This window comes from Rufibacter hautae (assembly GCF_008271695.1).
GTDB classification, from domain to species: Bacteria; Bacteroidota; Bacteroidia; order Cytophagales; family Hymenobacteraceae; genus Nibribacter; species Nibribacter hautae.
Window position 1 is genome coordinate 315,144 of record NZ_VKKY01000002.1, and the last position, 19,610, is coordinate 334,753.

The window sequence follows — 19,610 nt, forward strand, 5'->3', positions numbered from 1 at the left end:
TAGAGCTGATTTTCCTAAAAGAGCTCCAGAACAGATTCAGTAAGTTTGGGTCTTGTGCCTCTTAAATTAAGTTTAGAATTAGCGTCAAATGCAAACGGGCTTGAACATAATGTTCAAGCCCGTTTTGTTTTGGTTGATAGCAGGTTGATCTTAAAAGGACTGGGCTTTCTAAGCAACCTTATTCACCTTTCATTTTCATCCTAACCTACTCTCCATTACTATCCTGACAACCCCCTATTACCATCCTGACCCACCCTCCACTGTCATCCTGAAAGGATCTTGTGGGCGAACCAGAAAAGCCGAGGTTCCACTGCCACTATCGTTCGCTACCAAGGTCTTTCTAAGATGATAAATGGAAGGAGTGCTTGGGTGAAATTGTTGTTCATAGAAAAAACGCTGGTGGGTTTAGGGCCTCTTTTCTATAAAAGAGGCCCTAAACCCACCAGCGCTAAACCAGGTCAACCCCGAAACGCCTTACGACGGATTAGTGGTCTTCAGGAATTGCGGAGCTGTCCGGTGCTTGGTGAGTTGCTCGTAGGCATAGGCAATCCCGAACAGTTTAGGCTCGGAGTAGGCACCCGCGAAGAAAGAAATTCCCACCGGTAGACCCTGCACCTGACCCAAAGGAACCGTCACGTGCGGGTACCCCGAGATTGCCGCTGGGGTAGACATGCCGTAGCCGGTGAAAGAGTCGCCGTTTACCAGGTCAATGCACCAGCTTGGGCCATAGGTTGGTCCGGCAATGGCATCTAGTTTATTGTCTTTTAGCAGCTTGTCAATGGCTGCGCGGGAGCCGGAAACCTGTTTCTTCACGGCGTCTTTGTACTCTTTCGTGTTTAAGTCGCCTAGTTTGTCAGACATCTCCAGGATCTCCTGCTTAAAGAAAGGCATAGAAGTTTTCTCGTTCCGCTTGTTGTATTCAATCACGTCTTTGAGGGTCTTCACCTGGGCATTGGCGGTGGCCAGGTACTTGTTCACGCCGTCCTTGAACTCGTACTGCAGAATCTTGAAGCTATCCCTGGAGGCCTCCCGAATGCTCTTCATGGCTTCCACTTCCACAATGGTGGCGCCTTTGCTTTTGAGTTGGTCTAGGGCTTGGCGCAGCAACGCATCAATAGCCACATGGCCTTCCAGAAAGGATTTCTCCACGCCGATGCGCTTGCCCTGCAGGGCGTTCGCGTCCAGGAACTGGGTGTAATCTGCATGCGCTTTGCCAGTGCTTTCCTTGGTCACGGCATCGTTGGGGTCCACTCCGGCCAGCACGCCCATGAGAATAGCGGCATCGGTCACGGTCCGGGCGATCGGTCCGGCGGTGTCCTGGGTGTGCGAGATGGGGATAATGCCGGACCGGCTCACCAGACCCACGGTGGGCTTAAACCCTACCACACCGCTCACGGCTGCCGGGCAGACAATAGAGCCGTTGGTCTCGGTGCCTACGGTTACGGCGCACAGGTTAGCGGACACGGCCACCCCTGATCCGGAACTGGAACCGCAAGGCGTGCGGTCCAAGACATACGCGTTTTTGGTTTGGCCGCCGCGTCCGCTCCAGCCGCTGGAAGAGTTCGTAGACCGGAAATTGGCCCACTCGCTCAGGTTGGTTTTGCCGATGATCACTGCACCCGCCGCCCGCAGTTGGCTCACGATGAAAGCGTCTTTGCTGGCTTTGTTATCGCCAAGGGCCAAGGCGCCGGCCGAGGTTGACATTTTATCATGGGTATCCACGTTGTCTTTCACCATCACCGGGATGCCGTGCAGCGGTCCGCGTACTTTGCCCGCTTTGCGCTCCTGGTCCATGGCCTCGGCAATTTGGAGGGCGTCTGGGTTCACTTCAATGACCGAGTTAATTTTTGGCCCGCTCTTGTCCACGGCCTGAATGCGGTCCAGGTACAGCTGGGTGATGGCTTTGGAAGTCAGCTCACCCGACTGCATTTTGCGCTGCAGCTCCTGGATGGTTACTTCGTTCAGCTGAAAATCGGTTGGATTCGTATTGGCGGCGGCTTCGCCTTTGGTTTCTTTGGTCGGGGTTTCGGAGCCGGTGGTGGCGGTAGCGGTGGCCGTTGGGGTAGCGGCGCAGGCGCCCAGCCCGAAAGCCGATAAAGTGATCCCGGCCAAAGAACCGGTTCTTAAGAAATTTCGTCTGTTCATTCGTTTGGATTTTGTAGAAAGATACTTCATCCGGGGGTAAAATGAAAAGCTTCTTTCGGGCCTTTTTCCGGAAATCGGCCGCTAAACGGGCATTGATTTGAAGCAGAGGAAGGTATTATTCCCGCAGAACAGATAGATTTACCCTGGCAACTCTCTTCGGCAAATGAAACCTGTTCTGCTATTGCTTCTCATGATGGTCATCACCCGTTCAACCCAGGCCCAGGAACGGAAACGGGTCCGGGAATACGGGATCAAGATTGGCGTGCTGCCCACCGGAAAGGAGAACGCCATCACCGATGTGGCCGGCGTGCAGGTGGGACAGGTGACCCTGAACAAAGGCAACGACATCCGGACGGGTGTTACCGTCATTCTGCCGCACGCCGGCAATCTGTTTCAGGAGAAAGTGCCGGCGGCGGTTTTCGTGGGCAACGGGTTCGGGAAGCTGGCGGGCACCACGCAGGTGATGGAACTGGGCAACCTGGAATCTCCTATTATCCTGACCAATACTTTAAGCGTGGCCACTGCCATAAACGGCGTTATTTCGCACACCCTGCAGCAATCCGGCAACGACAAGGTGCAATCGGTGAACGCGGTGGTGGGCGAGACGAACGACGGTGGCCTGAATGACATCCGGGGAAGACACGTTACGGAGAAGCACGTGCTGGAAGCTATCCAGAAAGCCAGAGGCGGCGCGGTGGAGGAAGGAAACGTGGGCGCGGGCACCGGCACCATCTGCTTCGGATTCAAAGGCGGCATCGGGACCTCTTCCCGCAAGCTGCCTGCCAGTCTGGGCGGTTACACGGTGGGCGTACTGGTGCAAACCAATTTCGGGGGCGTGCTGCAGGTGGCCGGGGCCCCGGTAGGAGAGGAGCTGGAGAAGTTCTCGTTCCGGCAGCAAATCCTGGAAAAAGCCGACGGTTCCTGCATGATCATCGTGGCCACCGATGCGCCCGTGGATGCCCGTAACCTGGAGCGGATGGCCAAACGCGCCATGCTGGGCCTGGGCAAAACCGGCGGCATCGCCTCCAACGGCAGCGGCGATTACGTGATTGCCTTCTCGGCTAACCCCAACCTGCGCATTCCGCACGAGGCGAAAGAGAAAACCCAGACCACTGCCCTGCTGCGCAACGATGAAATGTCGCCGCTGTTCATGGCTACCATTGAAGCCTCCGAGGAAGCCATCCTGAACTCCCTGTTCAAAGCCGAGACTACCATTGGCAAAGATAAAACCAAAGTAGAGGCCCTGCCGCTAGACAAAATCCTTGACATCCTAAAGAAACACCATGTCATCAGACCATAGATTGTACACCTACCTCAACGAGGAATTTCAGCCGCTAGAGAGCACGTACCTGCACGTAAGCGACCTGGCCATCCAGCGCGGCTACGGCATTTTCGATTTCTTCAAGACCCAGCACGGGCACCCGCTTTTCCTGGATGATTATCTGGACCGATTCTACAACTCTGCCCAGCTCATGATGCTGGAAGTGCCGCTATCTGCCGAGGAACTGAAAGTCGCCATCACCCGCTTGATCCAGATGAACGGTTTGGCAGACTCGGGCGTGAAAATGATTCTGACCGGCGGATACTCAGAGAACGGCTACAACCCAGGTCCGTCCAATCTTCTTATGGTAGAGCAACCGCTCACGTTGCCCTCACCTGAGCAACTTGCCGCCGGCATCAAAATCATTACCCATGAATACGTGCGAGAACTAGCCGAGGCCAAGACCATCAACTACACCATGGGCATCCGGCTCATCCAGAAAGTAAAACAGCAGGGTGCCGATGACGTGCTTTACCACCAGAACGGCGTGGTATCTGAATTCCCGCGCAGCAACTTCTTCCTAGTAAAGGCAGACAATACCCTTGTAACCCCGGCCAAGGATGTGCTTAAGGGCATTACCCGCAAAAACGTGCTGGAAATAGCCGCCCGAAAATACAACGTAGAGGAAGGCACCGTAACCCTGCAAGACCTCGCCCAAGCCAAGGAGGCGTTCATGACCAGCACCACCAAACGCATTCTACCCATTGTAGCCGTAGAAGGCAAATTGGTGGGGAATGGAAAGCCCGGTGAAGTGTCTTTGGACTTGTTGCAGGAACTTGTTCAATTAGAAGAAGCGCAGGCAGGAGTCTTGTAGCTTGCTGGTATTAGGGAGTCAAAAGCCTTCTTAAAAGTGAGGACTCTGCAATACCGCCAATTGCGTCCAATAAATGCAGACTCTCCCCTTGAGGGGAGCGAAGAGGGGAGAGTCTGCTGGTTTGTAGAATGCTGATTTTCATTTCAATCAGTTTAGAAGTGAAAAGCTGGATTGCATAGATGGAATGCGTGCTCTCCTGTGTAAACACCCCTCTTTATCTCCCCTCAAGGGGAGAGTTTGCTTTAAAGAAGCGTAATCGAAAATTTTAAAGCCAGTTCTTCAGGTGCTGGAAACAAGTAAAAAACCTCCCTGTTTAGGGGCTGTTTTTATGAAAACAGCCCCTAAACAGGGAGGTTTTGTTTGGGCCAAATACAACCCCTAACCTTAAAAAATTACTACTTCTTTGCCACCGACTGCACAATGGCTTGGAAAGCAGGCTTAGGCTGGTAGTTGCGGTCGAAGATGAGGGGGTAACTGGTGCGGCCTTTGATGGGCCAGTCGTTGAGCCAGGAATCCGCGTCGGTTACGCCCCAGAAAGTTACGCGGGTGATTTTGTCTCTGTGCTTGTGGAACAGCGCGAAGAGCTCGGCGTAGCGTTTGGCCAGTTTCTGTTGTACCTCCTCAGGCAGGCCCGTGGTGTACACGTTGTATTTCTGGTCGAAGACAAAGGTGGCGTCAATGTCCGCGCCCTGGCGGTTGCTGGGGTTAGGAAGCACGTCAATGTCCAGCTCGGTGAACATCACTTTGCCTACTTTGGAGAACTTGAGGATGCTTTCCTCAATCTGCTGGATGGAGGGGTGCTCCAGGCCGTAGTGCCCCTGCATGCCAATGCCGGTTACCTTCAAGCCTTTCGCCTGCAGGCTTTTCACCAGTTTCACGGCGCCATCGGCTTTGGCAGACTTCCAGAGGTTGTAGTCATTGTAGTACAGCTCGGCTTTGGGATCGGCTTTCTGGACGGTGGCAAAAGCGTTGGACAGGAAATCCTCCCCGGCGATCTTGTACCACTTGCTTTGCCGCATGGTGCCGTCATCGTTAAGGGCCTCGTTTACCACATCCCAGCCGTTGATCTGGCCTTTGTACCGACCAGCTACGGTGGTGATATGCTCGGCTTGGCGCTTCAAAAGCTGTTCTTTGGAAGCAGGCTTGCCGGGCTCCGCTTCAAAAACCCAATCGGGGGTTTGCTGGTGCCAGGTCAGGGTGTGGCCCACAATGAACAGTTTGTGCTTTTTGCCCAGCGCCACGTAATCATCGGCGGGCTTGAAGTTATACTTGTCTGGTTGCGGATGCACGTTCCCCCACTTGAGTAAGTTTTCCGGGGTGATGGTGCTGAAGTGCTTTGAGATGATCGCCTCGGCTTTGGGGTCTTTGCCGCTGGCCTGCTGGTAGTTCAGGGCCGCGCCCACGTAGAAATCATCCTTGAACACCTGTTTCAGCGAGGGCTCTTCTTGGTTTACCGTGGTGGCCACGCAACCCAGGACCGCAAAGGCAACCCCGGCCGCGAGTATGAATCTGTTTTTTCTCATGGGCTTCGTATTCAATCTACTGTTAGATTTTGTAATAATAAATGCCAACGTTGGCATAATCAAATAAAGTTCTAAGAATCTTCAAAAGGAAGGTAATTTTCACCCGTTTCAGACCTGAATTTGTAAAAACAGGCCTGAAACGGGTGAGCTGATTAACCTGATGAAAATAAGGGATTTAGAACCCGATGGAGTTGCCTCCGTCCACCGGTAACACCGTACCCGTCACGTATTTGGCGCCTTCAGAGGAGAGGAAGTACACGGCGTCGGCGACATCGGCGGGCGTGCCCAGTTTACCCATGGGCGTGCGGCCCATGACCTTGTTCTTGCGCTCTGGGTCGTTGTTCAGGGCAGTGGCCGACATGGCGGTGGCGATGAAACCAGGCGCCACGCAGTTCACCCGAATGCCGTTGGGCGACAATTCGGTAGCCATGGCCCGCGTCATGCCCTCAATCGCCGATTTGGAGGCGGTGTAGGCAATCACTTTGGGCAGGCCGTACTGCGAGGCCATGGAGCTGATGTTCACAATGGCGCCGGCACCCAGCGGCAGCATGGTTTTCACCACCTCGCGGCTCAGCGCGAAAACGGCGGTCACATTCGTGAGCAGGATGCGCTGGAATTCCTCATCGGTCACTTCCTCAAAGTTCTTCTTCAGGTTGATGCCCGCATTGTTCACCAAAATATCGATTCTGCCATGCTCTCGGCTGATCTGCTCCACCAGGGCAGGGATGCCCGAAAGGTCGCTCAGGTCATGTGAAATGGTCACGCACAGTTCCCCGAAGGCCTCTCTGGCGCTGGCGAGTTTCTGCTCATCGCGGCCAATGACAATGGTTTTGATGTTCTCCTGGATGAATTTCTCTACAATGGCCAGGCCTATGCCTGAACCGCCGCCCGTCACAATGGCTGTTTTGGTTGCTTGTGTGGTGTCTTGGGTCATGTTTTCTCTTGTTAATGCTGTATCAGATACCCGGGGCGAATTTGGGCTCTATTTTCATATACTCCTCTAAAGTACCCTGGGGTTTTTCCAACTCCTGCGGAATTGGCCGCTTGGAGAACGTCTGGAAGTACAGAAGGCAGGCATCGCGCCACCAGCGGGCGTCTTTCTCCTGGATGTCCAGGTACTGCTTCACCTGCTCGTACCTTTCCTTGTCTACCTGGCCGGCCAGCGAGTTCCAGGTTTTCTGCATGGCTCTTACCGAGTCTACACCGCCGGAGTAGCGGTAGCACAGCTCATCCCACAGCGTGCGGCCCGATTTGGTTTTCGCGTCCCAGGCCACGTGGTGGAACCACAGCAGCACTTCCTCGGGGCAAGTAGCGGGGTTGCCCCACATGGCCTGCACCTCGGGTGCGTATTGTGACAGTGCGTTGCTGCCGGTTTTGGTGCGGTCAAACCCGATGCCTTTCTCGTCGGCGCGGTGGTAGTACACCGATGTCCAGTCGGCGCGGGGTTTGTCTTTGATCCAGGGACCAGGTCCGTAGTGGTGGCTCCAGCCCATGAGGTGGTGCAGGCCCATGGGGGTCATGTAATTCACCACCGCCTCGCGCGAGCCCATCATCATCTGCTTTATAGGAGCCACTTGGGAAGGAGCGTTGGAGAAGGTCATCTTGATCCATTCCTCGGCGATGCCCTCTGAGGTCAATTCATGGTCCCAGGCCAGGCGGCCGAAGGCGTACCAGTTGGCTTGCCCAAACGGATGGCTTGTCCAATTCCTGTCGTTCCCGATGTTGGAGACGCCGGCCATGCCGGAGATGGGGTGGTTGTCCAAAGAGCCGTCCACTATTTTGCCCGCGGTGGAGCCTTTGCCTTTGGCGTAGGTATCAGCGGCCAGGGTTTCCTTGAACATAGGCGCCAAATACGCCAGGTGCGTGCCCTGGCCCAGGTATTCCTGCGTGATCTGGAACTCCATCATGAGCGGGGTTTTGGGCATGGCCCCAAACAGCGGGTGGAACGGCTCGCGCGGCTGGAAATCAATGGCGCCGTTCTTCACCTGCACCAGCACGTTACCCTGGAAAGTGCCGTCCAGCGGCTTGAACTCGGTGTAGGCTTGTTTGTGGCGGTCATCGGGCACGTTGTTGTCATACACGAAGGCGCGCCACATCACAATGCCGCCTTTTGGCGCCAGCACCTCGGCCAGCATGTTGGCACCGTCGGCGTGGGAGCGTTTGTAGTTCTGTGGACCCGGTTGTCCCTCTGAATTGGCCTTCACCGTGAATCCCCCGAAATCTGGGATGTAGGTATAAATCTCGTCCACCTTGCTTTTCCACCAGGCTCTCACCGCAGGGTCCAGCGGATCGGCGGTCTTGAGTTTCCCGATTTCAATGGGCGAGCTGAAGCGGGCGGTCAGGTAGACTTTGATGCCGTACGGCCGGAACGCATCTGCCAAAGCTTTCACTTTCGCCAGGTACTCCGGCGTGAGCACCAGCGAGTTGGCGTTCACGTTGGTGAGCACGGTGCCGTTGATCCCGATGGAGGCGTTGGCGCGGGCGTAGTCAAGGTAGCGCTGGTCAATGTAGTCAGGGAGTTTGTGCCAGTCCCAGATGGAAAATCCGGCGTAGCCGCGCTCTACGGTGCGGTCCAGGTTATCCCAGTGATTCAGTATCCGCAGTTTGGTTTTGGGGCTGCTAGTTACGTTGAGCGCCTCCAGGCTTTGCTGGGTTTGCAGCAAACGCAGAAGATGGAAAGTGCCGTACAGAACCCCTTTCTCCGAATTGGCCGCAATAACGGTATAGGCGTTTCCTTTGTGTTTTTGCGAAAGCAGCAGAAAACCCTCCTGCCCGATGTCCTTTAATCTTTGGTCCAGCCCCAGGTCTTTGATAAGCGGCGAGGTGGTTGGCGTACCGACCACCAACCCTCCTTTTTTGGAAGCTTGGTCAGACACCGTCACCTTAGAACCCAGAAGCCCACTTAGACCCATTTCCAATTCGTCTTTCACTACCGTCAGGGTAGGTGAGGTGCCCTGTACCACCACTTCGCCCAAGCTTTTGCGGTATTGCTTCAGGAGGTCCTTGTTCTGCAGCAGGTCATAGCGTTGCCACAGGCGGTAACCATCCTCGGCGTGGGAGGGCAGTTGGCTAAGAAAAAGGACCACCAGCAGGGCGAAACGGAAAAGGTTCTTGCTTAGGTTCATAGGCAAAGGGGAGGTTTGTCAGGTTGGCGTTGGGGTTGTTTCAGGGCTGTTTTAAGTAAATCGGGCTTAAAACAGCATGTTGTATTATTTAGAAAAAGAGTCAGTCGCCATTTCCTTAGGTACTTTGGGTCAGGAGAGATGGCGCCGAGTTCTTTTACATGATAATGGCTTTTTTCTTATTGCTGGCTTTGCTTTTCAGGGAAGACTCCCGGATGATGAGTTCAGACCGAAGATGGATGGTGTTGCCGGGAATCCGCTCGCCGGTGCCGTTCATCTGTACCAGCAGCACCTTCAACGCCACTTCGCCCATTTCCTGGCCGGGGTAATTGACGGTGGTCAGGTTGGGCTCAATCACCCGCGAGATAGCGTCATTGTTGAACCCAATCACTGCCATGTCTTTGGGGATGGAGATACCGGCTTTCTTCAAGGCTTTGATGCAACTGACCGCACAAAGATCATTAGAAACGAAGATGCCATCGGGGAGCGGGTTCATCCGGAGGATCTGCTGAGCCGCTTCTATCCCCGCTTCTTCCGTCATTTGGCTGATGAGCACATTGGTTTCTACAAAAGGCAGATCATGGTCCACCAGCGCGTATTTGTAGCCTTTGAGGCGGTCTGTGTACACGTTCCTTTTGAGGTTACCCGTGATGTGCACAATGTTGGTGCAACCCTGCTCAATCAGGTGCGAGGTGGCTTTGTAGGCCGCCTGCAGGTTGTCTATCACAATGCTGGTGCAGTCTTTATGGTCGGCCACGCGGTCATAGAAGATCACCGGAATGCCTTTGGCGATAAAGCTTTCAAAGTGGTCCAGGTTCTCGGTCTCAAAAGACAGCGACACCAGCAGGCCGTCTACCCGGCTGTTGAACATGGTATTGGCATTGGCCTTCTCTTTATGGGCCGTCTCCAACGACTGGCTGATGATGAGGTTATAGCCTTCCTCGTTGGCCACTTTCTCCATCCCCGCAATCACCGATGAATGGAAAGGACTGTCTAGCCGGGGTACGATCAGGCCGATGGTGTTGGTGCGCTGTTTCCGGAGGTTACTGGCGAACATGTTTGAACGATAGCCCATCTGGGAGGCTGCCTCAGATATGCGCTGCTTGGTCTTATGATTGACCGCCGGATGGTCGTTCAAAGCCCTGCTTACCGTGGTGGGAGAAAGGTCTAATTCTCGCGCTATATCATAAATGGTGATTTCCTTCTCCATGTGCGTCTAGTCGTTCGATAACAAATATATGAAATCGGTTTCAATTTTTTAATGGTTCTAGTTTTTAATATATGCTTTTAATGCCAAACCCTTGCAGTTGTTTTATGCCTGTTTAAACAAAAATGACCAGAAAACTTCAATTATAAGGGTGAAAGGTGCAATTATGAGGCATGGTGTGATAGGAAAAGTGATTTTGGACAATGTGACACAAGGAGCTTAAATGCAAGAAAGAAACTAACAGGTCTTTTATTTCCATTTTTTGAAAAAGGTAATCAAAATCCAATCAGATATTTTGAAAAAAATTATGAAATCGGTTGCAATGTTTGAAAATAATATTCAAGTTTGTGAAGAGCATAGGAGAGGATGGGAGTTTTAACTCCCATAATGCAAGGACGAAGAGCATGTATTGATGTCTTTTCCCAAACAAAAATTGCCGATAATCCAGATGGATGTGCTCAGGAATGGAGAGAGAAGGCGAACCCTGGGTTGCTCCTGGGAAGCCTTAAAGCATAGTGAATACCCCAATTCTTACTTGAACATATACTTTCCCTTAACCGCACATTCAACTTAAAAATCTTATGTATGAAAGGTAATCTTACCCAAAACCCCAGATCTCCTATTTCGCGCTATCGCAAATTGGAAATCCTTAAACTGGCTTTCCTGCTGGTGGTTACCCTCTTTGCTAGCCTGCCAACCTACGCCCAAGGGGGCTTGACGGTGAAAGGCCGGGTTACTGACAATGCCGGAGGCGGGCTACCTGGTGTTACGGTCCTGTTGAAGGGAACCACCACCGCTGCCCCTACTGATGTGGAAGGGAACTACTCCCTCACCGTGCCCAATGGCAACGGCACCCTGGTGTACTCTTTTATAGGGTACCTTGCCCAGGAGGTAGCCATTAACAACAGAACCACGATCAACGTGACCCTGGCAACCGACCAGCAGACCATTGACGAAGTAGTGGTAGTGGGCTACGGTACCCAGAGCGCCGAGGCCGTGACCGGCTCAGTGGCTTCCATTAAGGGAGACGCTTTGCGCGAAGTGCCAGCGGCAAACATCTCGCAGGCGCTGCAAGGACGATTACCGGGTGTGGAGTTTTCCCAATCCTCTTCTCAGCCAGGTGCCTCCATGCAAATCAGGGTTCGGGGCGCTCGCTCCCTCAATGCCAGCAACGATCCCTTGGTGGTGCTGGATGGTATTCCATTTGCAGGCTCTATCGGGGACATAAACCCCAATGATATTACCAGTGTTGACATCTTGAAAGATGCCTCGGCGACTGCTATTTACGGTTCACGGGGTGCGAATGGGGTGATTCTGGTAACCACCAACCGGGGAAGGCAAGGACAAGAAGCGAAACTAAGCTACAACAGCTTTGTTGGCGTGAAAGATGTTTTCGCAAAATACCCTATGATGAGCGGTCCTGAGTTTGTGGCCCTGCGCAAGGCGGCCCGTACGTACAACAATTCCGTGGACGAGGCTGATGATGTGAACACCGACTGGCAAGACCTGCTGTACAAAAAAGGCATGGTAAACAGCCACGACTTAGGCGTATCTGGGGGAACTGAAAAAGGGAGTTACAACTTCAATGCAGGGTATTACAATGAAAAAGGGGTAATTCCAACGCAACAATACACCCGTTACTCCGTGCGTGGTTCCCTGGACCAAGGTGTAGGTAAATACCTCCGTTTAGGGTTCACTACCTACAATAACTACAATGTGACGGCCGGCAACAACGTGGGTCTTTACGGGATTCTGAGCATGTCACCCATTGCCAATCCCTATAACGCAGACGGCACCTGGAAAAGAACGGTGAAGATGCCCTTAGATGAACAGTGGGTTTATTCAAGAGACATTGTAGAGGATTTGAGCGACAGATGGTTAAGTGAAACCAGAGCGTTTGGTACGTACAACACCATTTACGGGGAAATTCAGATCCCAGGGGTGGAAGGTTTGAAGTACCGTGCCAACCTTGGCGTAAATTATCGCCAGAGCAATGGTGGGGCCTATACTGCCCAGGGAATCGGCAGTGCCACTGCCACTACTCCTTCTACGGCATCGGTTAGTAACTCCCATACTACTGACTGGACCATTGAAAACCTTGTGACCTATGATCGCACCATCGCTGAGAAGCACATGATTAACGTGGTGGGGTTATACTCTGCGTCAGATAGCAAATTCAACAGATCTCGCGTGGCGGCAAGGGACATTCCTTCAGATGCCTTCCAATTCTATAACTTAGGGTTGGCTGCCGGGGAAATCACCGTGGCCCCTGGTGACCAACAATACTCAAAAAGTGGTTTGATGTCCTGGATGGGTCGCGTGATGTACTCCTATGATGATCGGTATATGGTAACCGCTACTGTACGTTCTGACGGTTCTTCCAGATTGGCTCCCGGTCGCAAATGGCATACCTATCCGGCCGTTTCGGTTGGTTGGAATATTGCCAGAGAATCGTTCATGGAGAATGTGAAGCTGGTGAACATGCTGAAACTTAGAGCGGGTTACGGGAAAACCTCTAACCAATCCATTGAGCCCTACGCCACCCTTGGTCGCCTGAGCAGCAGACCGTATAACTTTGGTCCTGATACGTACCAAACCGGGTTGTATGTGACAGAAGTGCCTAACGCTAACTTGGGCTGGGAGTTCTCTGAAACCTTTAACTACGGGGTAGATTTCGCTCTCTTGAACAATCGGCTTTCCGGTACGGTAGAGTACTATGCCACCAGAACCAACGATATCTTATTGAGAGTAGGCCTGCCTGCCTCCACAGGGGTTGGGAGCTACGTAGCAAACGTGGGCGAAACCCAAAACAAAGGGGTGGAGCTTTCCCTTAACGGTGTGATCCTGGACAACTTGAACGGCTGGACCTGGGAAGCTGGGGTCAACCTGTATGCCAACCGTAACGAACTGGTAGCACTGGCCGGTGGGCAGCAGCGCGATGAAGGGAACTGGTGGTTTGTAGGGCATCCCATTAATGTGATCTATGACTACGAGAAGGTAGGCCTATGGCAAGCCGAGGATCCCTACAGAAGTATTCTGGAACCGGGCACCGATGAACAGATTGTAGGTTCCATCAAAGTGAAATACACCGGCGGGTACAATCCTGATGGAACGCCAGTAAGAAGAATAGGACCTGATGATCGTCAGATCATGAATGTGAACCCTGATTTCCAGGGAGGTTTCAACACCCGCGTGTCGTATAAAGGATTTGACTTAAGCGCAGTGGGAGCCTTCCAAAGCGGTGGCCTGTTAAATAGCACGCTGTATGGCTCATCGGGGTACCTCAACATGATGAGCGGCCGCCGCGGGAACGTGAAGGTGGACTACTGGACGCCAGAGAATACAGATGCCAAGTATCCCAACCCTGCCGGTAAAAGAAGCGGAGACAATCCAAACTATGGCAGTACCCTGGGTTACTTTGATGCCTCTTATTTAAAAATACGCACTATTTCCTTGGGGTATAACTTTGATAACAACACCTGGCTGAAGACCGCTGGTTTTGGCAGGTTGCGGGTGTACGCCACGGCTCAGAATCCATTTGTGTTCTTCTCGCCTTACAACAAGGAATCCGGCATGGACCCTGAAACAAACTCTTTCGGTAACGAAAACGCGGCAGTACCCTTGTCTGACAACCTGAGACGTCTGTTGACCTTAGGTACGAACGCTCCTGCCACCCGCGGTTACTTGATTGGTTTAAATGTTACCTTCTAAAAAGAATTCAATGAAAAGATATATCAACCTAAAAGCATTTGTTGGGGCAGCCGTTATCTCCATGTTTACAGTGGGGTGCTCTGATATCCTGGAAGAAGAGCCACGTAGCGCTTACACCCCCGATTTCTTTCAAACAGAAAGAGGTGTTCAAGGAGGCTTGACCTCTATGTACGCGCACCTACGCTACATCTACGGGCAAGCCTACTATTACAATGCCACTCTAACCGGGACGGATGAAGTGACCTATGCCAGGGATGCGGATGAAAACTTCAGGGTGATGGACCTTTCCAACCAAGGGGTTCTTACCTCCAGCAACAGCCGGGCCGATGTGCTCTGGGGAGCTGCCTTCCCGAACATCAACACTGCCAGCGGGATCATTGAAAATGCCGCCGCCGTTGGAACAATTTCCCCCGCTCTAATTGCCGAGGCCAGGTTCTTCCGGGCCTTTGATTACTTTAAGCTGGTGCAAACTTTTGGGGGAGTGCCTCTGGATTTAGGATCAGGAGAACTGAAGTTCAACACCAATCCTATAAGAACCTCCAAGCGCAACACGGTGCCGGAGGTGTATACCAAAGCTATCTTTCCTGATCTTTTGCAGGCCATTACTGACTTGCCAGAAAGAGGCCGGGTAACCGGTGGAGCTACAAAAACCTTGGCCCGTCTTTATTTGGCAAAAGCATACCTTACGTATGGTTGGTGGCTCCAAAACCCGAATAATATTCCAACCTATCCAGAGACGTCCCGCACAGATCCAGATGGCAAGGATGCACAGTGGTATTTCCAGCAGGCATATGATATAGCAGCCACTGCTATTGACAACCCAGGGCCATTTGCCTTACAACCTACCTTCTATGATGTGAACGTGGGGTCTAATGACCGAAACAGTGAGATTCTGTTATACGCCGACCATACAGAGAAAAGCGAGTTTTACAACGGGGGTAGCCTTACCTTCGGAAGTGGCGGGGCACCGGATAACTTCGCCGGTTGGATGATGACCTGGAACTACCCCAACATCACCAGCTTCACTAATGCTAATGGAACGGGGTCTATCAACTCTGTTCAGCGCGAAGCATCACAGGACAAAGGACGTCCCTGGACCCGTATGGCTCCTACCATAGATGTAATCCAGAATACCTTTGCTGACAAAACTCTGGATTCTCGTTACGACGGAACCTTCACCACCGTTTACCGGGCTAATTGGCCCAAAGCGGGAGGAGCTACCGTTCCTCAGGTGGTGTACAACGCCAACCTTCTGCCCATTCGGCCAGGCGAGCCAGTCCTGAGTTTCTTGAATGAAGATCCCGCTACTCCCATTGCTTATCCTACAGGTACCGGTAGAAGTAATATTGGAGCAGGTGAACTGCCCGGAAGAGCAGATTACGTCATAGCGCCCAGCGGCATAAGCCGGATCGTATATCCAAAACTTTGGAAGCTAGGCACCTACCGGACAGACAATGGCGCGGGATTAGGACAACCTAACGCGGGCAGCACCCGTCCGTTCAACATCGCGAAATTCTCTGAACTGTACTTTGTCGCCGCTGAGGCTGCGGTGAAAGGTGCTACTACACAACCAGGGAAAAGTGCCTATGATTTGATAAATGTTATTCGTGCCCGCGCTGGTAAGTGGCGTTTTGACAATAACGGGAATACCGCTAAAGTAGAGGATAATAGCGCAGCTATGGTTGCAGGCACCCCAACTACCATTGACATCAACTACATACTGGGAGAGCGTTCACGTGAGTTTTATGGCGAAGGATATCGTTGGTTTGACCTGGTGCGCACCCAGAAATGGAATGAACTCGCTTCTACGTACAGAATTGGGGGCAGTAACTACGGGGAACATACGCCAATGACCGTAACGCGTACCATTCAACCATTCCACTATCTGCGGCCAATTCCTCAGAGCCAGTTAGATGCGATGCAAATGTCGTCCGAAGAAAGAGCGAACTATCAAAACCCAGGGTATAATTAATCTTGTGTTCTCCCATAAAAAAGATTGGCTGCCCAGATGGAGCAGCCAATCTTTTTATTGCTTTTTCCACTCCTCGTTTTAAGGTCGTTTTCTGAAAAGTAGGGCAAATTCAGTCGTAGAAAGTGAAAGTTATAATGGGCTAGACTCTTAATTTTTCTACTACCTTTTCTCCGCTGAATTTCTAATTACAAGTGAAATCTATAAGGGAATAGAAGAACAAAATACGCATCTTTAGTCTCCTGAATTTTAAGTTCCCCTGAGTTATTGTCCAGCTCTGCTTCTGAAAAACCATTACCTAAGAATGATAAAACGACTCTTCCAAATTGGTTTTCTTGCCCTGCTTTGCCTTCTTACAGCCTTGCCTTCAAAAGGCCAGAAGGCTACTAACCCCATTGTGTTCGCTGATGTGCCAGACATTGCGGTGATAAGAGTAGGAGATACCTATTACATGAGCAGCACGACCATGCACATGAGCCCGGGTTTGCCCATCATGAAATCAAAAGACCTGGTGAACTGGCAACTGGTTAGCTACGCCTATGACACGCTGGCCAGTGTGGACGAACTAACTCTCACCAACGGGAAAAGCACCTATGGAAGAGGCTCCTGGGCCAGCAGCCTGCGCTTCCACAACGGCACGTACTACGTCACCACCTTCGCCCAGACAACCGGCAAGACCTATCTCTACACCACCAAGAATATAGAGAAAGGACCCTGGAAAGTGACTTCCTTTAAACCGTCTTACCATGACCATTCCCTGTTCTTTGAGGAGGACGGGCGTGCCTACCTGGTGTATGGCGCCGGGAAGTTGAGGTTGGTAGAACTCAAAGCTGACCTTTCCGGTCCGAAGGAAGAAACCAATCGGGTGTTGATTGAAAACGCGAGTGCCCCGGCCGGAGCCAACGTCGGCCTCCCCTCAGAAGGATCGCAGCTGTTCAAAGTGAACGGAAAATACTACCTGTTCAACATCGCCTGGCCCAAAGGCGGCATGCGCACGGTGGTGGTGCACCGCGCCGATAAAATTACCGGACCTTACGAAGGGAAGGTGGTGCTGCAGGACAAAGGGGTAGCGCAGGGCGGACTGATTGATACGCCAACCGGAGAATGGTTCTCTTACCTGTTTCGGGATTATGGCGCCGTGGGCCGGATTCCGTACCTGGTGCCGGTGAAGTGGGAGAACGGCTGGCCCGTCCTGGGCACCGATGGCAAAGTACCGGAGGCACTAAACCTACCCGCCAGCAAAGGCCTGATTCCCGGTATTGTGGCCTCAGATGACTTCAGCCGAAGCAAAAACGAGCCAGCTTTGCCCTTGGTCTGGCAATGGAACCACAACCCAGACAATTCCCTTTGGTCCGTTTCTGCCCGGAAAGGATTTTTGAGGCTTAAAACGGGCGCGGTGACCCATGACTTCCTGCAGGCCCGGAATACGTTAACCCAACGCACCATCGGGCCGGAAAGCACCGGCGCCACCGCCCTGGATTTCTCCAACATGCAGGAAGGGGATTTCGCCGGCCTTGCGCTTCTGCAGCAGAAATACGGGCTAATTGGGGTTAAGATGGAGAAAGGGACCAGGTATCTGGTGATGGTGAATGCCCAGACGGGTAGTTCAGTAGAGGAGGCCAGGGTACCCCTGAAAGGGAAAAGGGTGTACCTGAAAGCGGAATGTGACTTCAACGAACGCAGGGATGTTGCCACCTTCTATTATAGCCTGGATGGGAAGATTTGGAAACAGTTCGGCACGGAACTGAAGATGGCCTACACCATCCCGCACTTCATGGGCTACCGTTTCGGGTTGTTCAACTATGCCACTAAAAACCCAGGCGGCTACGTAGATTTTGATTATTTCCATATCGCTCCCCAGATAAGCAAAGCGAGTAAAATACCGTCCGCAAAGGAAAACCAATAGGCTATTTTAGACCAGTTTTTATAAAAACACCCATGAAACGGAAAAGTCTTCTTCTTAAAAAGGCATTCTTAGTTCTTACCTGTTGCCTCGGGCTTATGAACCAGGCCAGCTTTGCGCAGGACACCCAGAAGTTCAACAACCCTATCCTGGCCGGTTTTTACCCAGACCCAGCCATCTGTCGGGTAGGCGAGGACTACTACCTCATTCTCTCCACGTTTGCCTACTTCCCCGGGGTGCCCATCTTCCACAGCAAGGACCTAGTGAACTGGAACCAGATCGGCAACATCCTGGACCGGCCTGAGCAGCTGAACCTGACCAAGCACCGGGTAACCAGGGGCATCTTCGCGCCAACGCTTTCTTACCATGATGGCATCTACTACATGGTCACTACCTTGATTGACCGCGGCGGGAATTTTGTGGTGACCGCCAAAAATCCGGCGGGACCGTGGTCCAACCCAACCTGGCTGACGGATGTCCATGGCATTGACCCTTCGTTGTTTTTTGACGATGACGGCAAAGCCTACATCATCTACAACAGCGATGCACCAGACAACAAGCCGCAGTACGATGGGCACCGCACCATCAAGATGCAGGAGTTTGATTATAAGAACCTGAAAACCACCAGCGCACCCATTATCTTGGTGAACGGCGGGGTGGACTTCTCCAAAAAACCGGTCTGGATTGAAGGTCCGCACCTCTACAAGAAAGACGGTTTTTATTATCTCATGGCGGCCGAGGGCGGTACCAGCGTGAACCACTCTGAGGTAATCCTCCGGAGCAAAAAGGTAAACGGAGACTACGTGCCCAACCCCAATAACCCTATCCTGACGCAGCGCCACCTGCCGGCCAACCGGAAGAATCCTGTCTCGGCCACTGGCCACGCCGATTTGGTACAGACGCAGAACGGCGAGTGGTGGGCCGTTTTCCTGGCTACCCGCCCCTATGACACCGAAGACCACTACAACATAGGCCGCGAAACCTTCGTGGCACCCGTGACTTGGAAAGACGGCTGGCCCATCATCAACGCCGGCCAAGAGGAAGTGCAGTACTCTTATCCTCGGCCTAAACTGCCTTTAGGAAAGAAGCCATCGCTGCCGGTGAACGGCAACTTCACCTACAGAGAAGATTTCAAGGAAAGTAAACTGCCGCTGTATTGGTTGATGCTCCGGGCGCCAGGACCTCAGCCCTGGTATAGCCTGAGCAAGCCAGCCGGAAGCCTGACGCTGGAGGTGAGACCCCAGACGGTTTCGGGGGATGAAAACCCTTCGTTCCTGGCCAGAAGACAGCAGCATCTCTACGGCAACGCCAGCACCAAAATGGATTTCAATCCGGCTTCTGCAGACGAGTTCGCGGGGGTGGTGGCTTTGCAGAGCGAGACGCATTACTACGCCTTGGGCAAAACCATCACCAACGGCAAAGAAGTAGTGCAGCTGCGCAAGTCGCAGGATACGTCCAAACCAGGAACTCCGGGAACAACCGTACTGGCCGAGGCTCCTCTGCCAGGTAGTGCCCTGAAAAAGCCGCTTTACCTGAAGGTGGATTTCAAAGCCGGCAAGTACGCTTTCTACTATGGCACGAAAGAAGGGGAGTGGAAGCTCCTGCAAGACAACGTGGACGGCACCTTCCTCAGCACCCGCACGGCAGGTGGTTTTGTGGGCGTGACCCTGGGCATGTACGCCACCTCCCAGGGAAAACCCTCCACCGGAAAAGCCACCTTTGACTGGTTCCACTACGAAGGCAAAGACCCGATCTACGAAACCTCCGCCTCGGTGAAAGCCAAATAGGGACAGTTGGGTGTTTATGGGCCCTTTTCCTGAAAACACCCGCCAACAAATCATCGCCAAATCACCCCATGCTTACCGCAGAAAGGTAAGAACAAGTCATACTTAACG

Annotated in this window: 11 protein-coding genes; 6 read left to right on the forward strand and 5 right to left on the reverse strand. The window is 52.7% G+C overall.

All coding sequences use genetic code 11. From position 1 onward, the window contains the following. Nucleotides 1-474 precede the first annotated feature (474 nt). Nucleotides 475-2,145, reverse strand: a complete 1,671-nt coding sequence (locus FOA19_RS10280) for an amidase (RefSeq protein ID WP_149090745.1) — start codon at nucleotides 2,143-2,145, stop codon at nucleotides 475-477. Nucleotides 2,146-2,308: 163 nt separating this feature from the next. Between FOA19_RS10280 and FOA19_RS10285 the strand changes: the two genes are divergently transcribed. Next, nucleotides 2,309-3,445, forward strand: a complete 1,137-nt coding sequence (locus tag FOA19_RS10285; protein ID WP_149090746.1) for a DmpA family aminopeptidase — start codon at nucleotides 2,309-2,311, stop codon at nucleotides 3,443-3,445. Further along, a complete protein-coding gene (locus FOA19_RS10290; protein ID WP_149090747.1) occupies nucleotides 3,429-4,280 on the forward strand; it encodes an aminotransferase class IV in 852 nt (283 codons plus the stop codon). Before FOA19_RS10285 ends, FOA19_RS10290 begins: the two co-directional genes overlap by 17 nt. 395 nt (nucleotides 4,281-4,675) lie before the next feature. Here the strand turns inward: FOA19_RS10290 and FOA19_RS10295 are convergent, their stop codons facing one another. The 4 genes from FOA19_RS10295 to FOA19_RS10310 all read right to left on the reverse strand — a co-directional run bounded on the left by FOA19_RS10295 (nucleotide 4,676) and on the right by FOA19_RS10310 (nucleotide 10,135). Further along, entirely contained in the window at nucleotides 4,676-5,803 is a 1,128-nt protein-coding gene (locus FOA19_RS10295; protein ID WP_149090748.1) for an endo-1,4-beta-xylanase, read from the reverse strand. A gap of 175 nt (nucleotides 5,804-5,978) precedes the next feature. Continuing rightward, nucleotides 5,979-6,737, reverse strand: coding sequence for an SDR family NAD(P)-dependent oxidoreductase (locus tag FOA19_RS10300; RefSeq protein WP_149090749.1), 759 nt, complete (start codon nucleotides 6,735-6,737; stop codon nucleotides 5,979-5,981). A gap of 22 nt (nucleotides 6,738-6,759) precedes the next feature. Next, nucleotides 6,760-8,928, reverse strand: coding sequence for an alpha-glucuronidase family glycosyl hydrolase (locus FOA19_RS10305; protein ID WP_149090750.1), 2,169 nt, complete (start codon nucleotides 8,926-8,928; stop codon nucleotides 6,760-6,762). A 154-nt stretch (nucleotides 8,929-9,082) separates the two neighbouring features. Further along, a complete protein-coding gene (locus tag FOA19_RS10310; RefSeq protein WP_149090751.1) occupies nucleotides 9,083-10,135 on the reverse strand; it encodes a LacI family DNA-binding transcriptional regulator in 1,053 nt (350 codons plus the stop codon). Between the two features lie 582 nt (nucleotides 10,136-10,717). Here FOA19_RS10310 and FOA19_RS10315 point away from each other — a divergent pair. From FOA19_RS10315 to FOA19_RS10330, 4 genes are all read left to right on the forward strand, one after another. After that, entirely contained in the window at nucleotides 10,718-13,843 is a 3,126-nt protein-coding gene (locus FOA19_RS10315; protein ID WP_149090752.1) for a SusC/RagA family TonB-linked outer membrane protein, read from the forward strand. A 10-nt stretch (nucleotides 13,844-13,853) separates the two neighbouring features. After that, a complete protein-coding gene (locus FOA19_RS10320; RefSeq protein WP_149090753.1) occupies nucleotides 13,854-15,815 on the forward strand; it encodes a RagB/SusD family nutrient uptake outer membrane protein in 1,962 nt (653 codons plus the stop codon). A gap of 301 nt (nucleotides 15,816-16,116) precedes the next feature. Then, nucleotides 16,117-17,718 carry a glycoside hydrolase family 43 protein gene (locus tag FOA19_RS10325; RefSeq protein ID WP_149090754.1) on the forward strand — a complete coding sequence of 534 codons (1,602 nt, stop codon included), beginning with the start codon at nucleotides 16,117-16,119 and terminating at the stop codon, nucleotides 17,716-17,718. Nucleotides 17,719-17,813: 95 nt separating this feature from the next. Further along, a complete protein-coding gene (locus tag FOA19_RS10330; protein WP_149090755.1) occupies nucleotides 17,814-19,502 on the forward strand; it encodes a glycoside hydrolase family 43 protein in 1,689 nt (562 codons plus the stop codon). Nucleotides 19,503-19,610: the final 108 nt, after the last annotated feature.

Coding starts and splice junctions, on each gene's coding strand:
- FOA19_RS10280 (WP_149090745.1), bottom strand. CDS start 2,145: ATGAACAGACGAAATTTCTTAAGAACCGGTTCTTTGGCCGGGATCACT.
- FOA19_RS10285 (WP_149090746.1), top strand. CDS start 2,309: ATGAAACCTGTTCTGCTATTGCTTCTCATGATGGTCATCACCCGTTCA.
- FOA19_RS10290 (WP_149090747.1), top strand. CDS start 3,429: ATGTCATCAGACCATAGATTGTACACCTACCTCAACGAGGAATTTCAG.
- FOA19_RS10295 (WP_149090748.1), bottom strand. CDS start 5,803: ATGAGAAAAAACAGATTCATACTCGCGGCCGGGGTTGCCTTTGCGGTC.
- FOA19_RS10300 (WP_149090749.1), bottom strand. CDS start 6,737: ATGACCCAAGACACCACACAAGCAACCAAAACAGCCATTGTGACGGGC.
- FOA19_RS10305 (WP_149090750.1), bottom strand. CDS start 8,928: ATGAACCTAAGCAAGAACCTTTTCCGTTTCGCCCTGCTGGTGGTCCTT.
- FOA19_RS10310 (WP_149090751.1), bottom strand. CDS start 10,135: ATGGAGAAGGAAATCACCATTTATGATATAGCGCGAGAATTAGACCTT.
- FOA19_RS10315 (WP_149090752.1), top strand. CDS start 10,718: ATGAAAGGTAATCTTACCCAAAACCCCAGATCTCCTATTTCGCGCTAT.
- FOA19_RS10320 (WP_149090753.1), top strand. CDS start 13,854: ATGAAAAGATATATCAACCTAAAAGCATTTGTTGGGGCAGCCGTTATC.
- FOA19_RS10325 (WP_149090754.1), top strand. CDS start 16,117: ATGATAAAACGACTCTTCCAAATTGGTTTTCTTGCCCTGCTTTGCCTT.
- FOA19_RS10330 (WP_149090755.1), top strand. CDS start 17,814: ATGAACCAGGCCAGCTTTGCGCAGGACACCCAGAAGTTCAACAACCCT.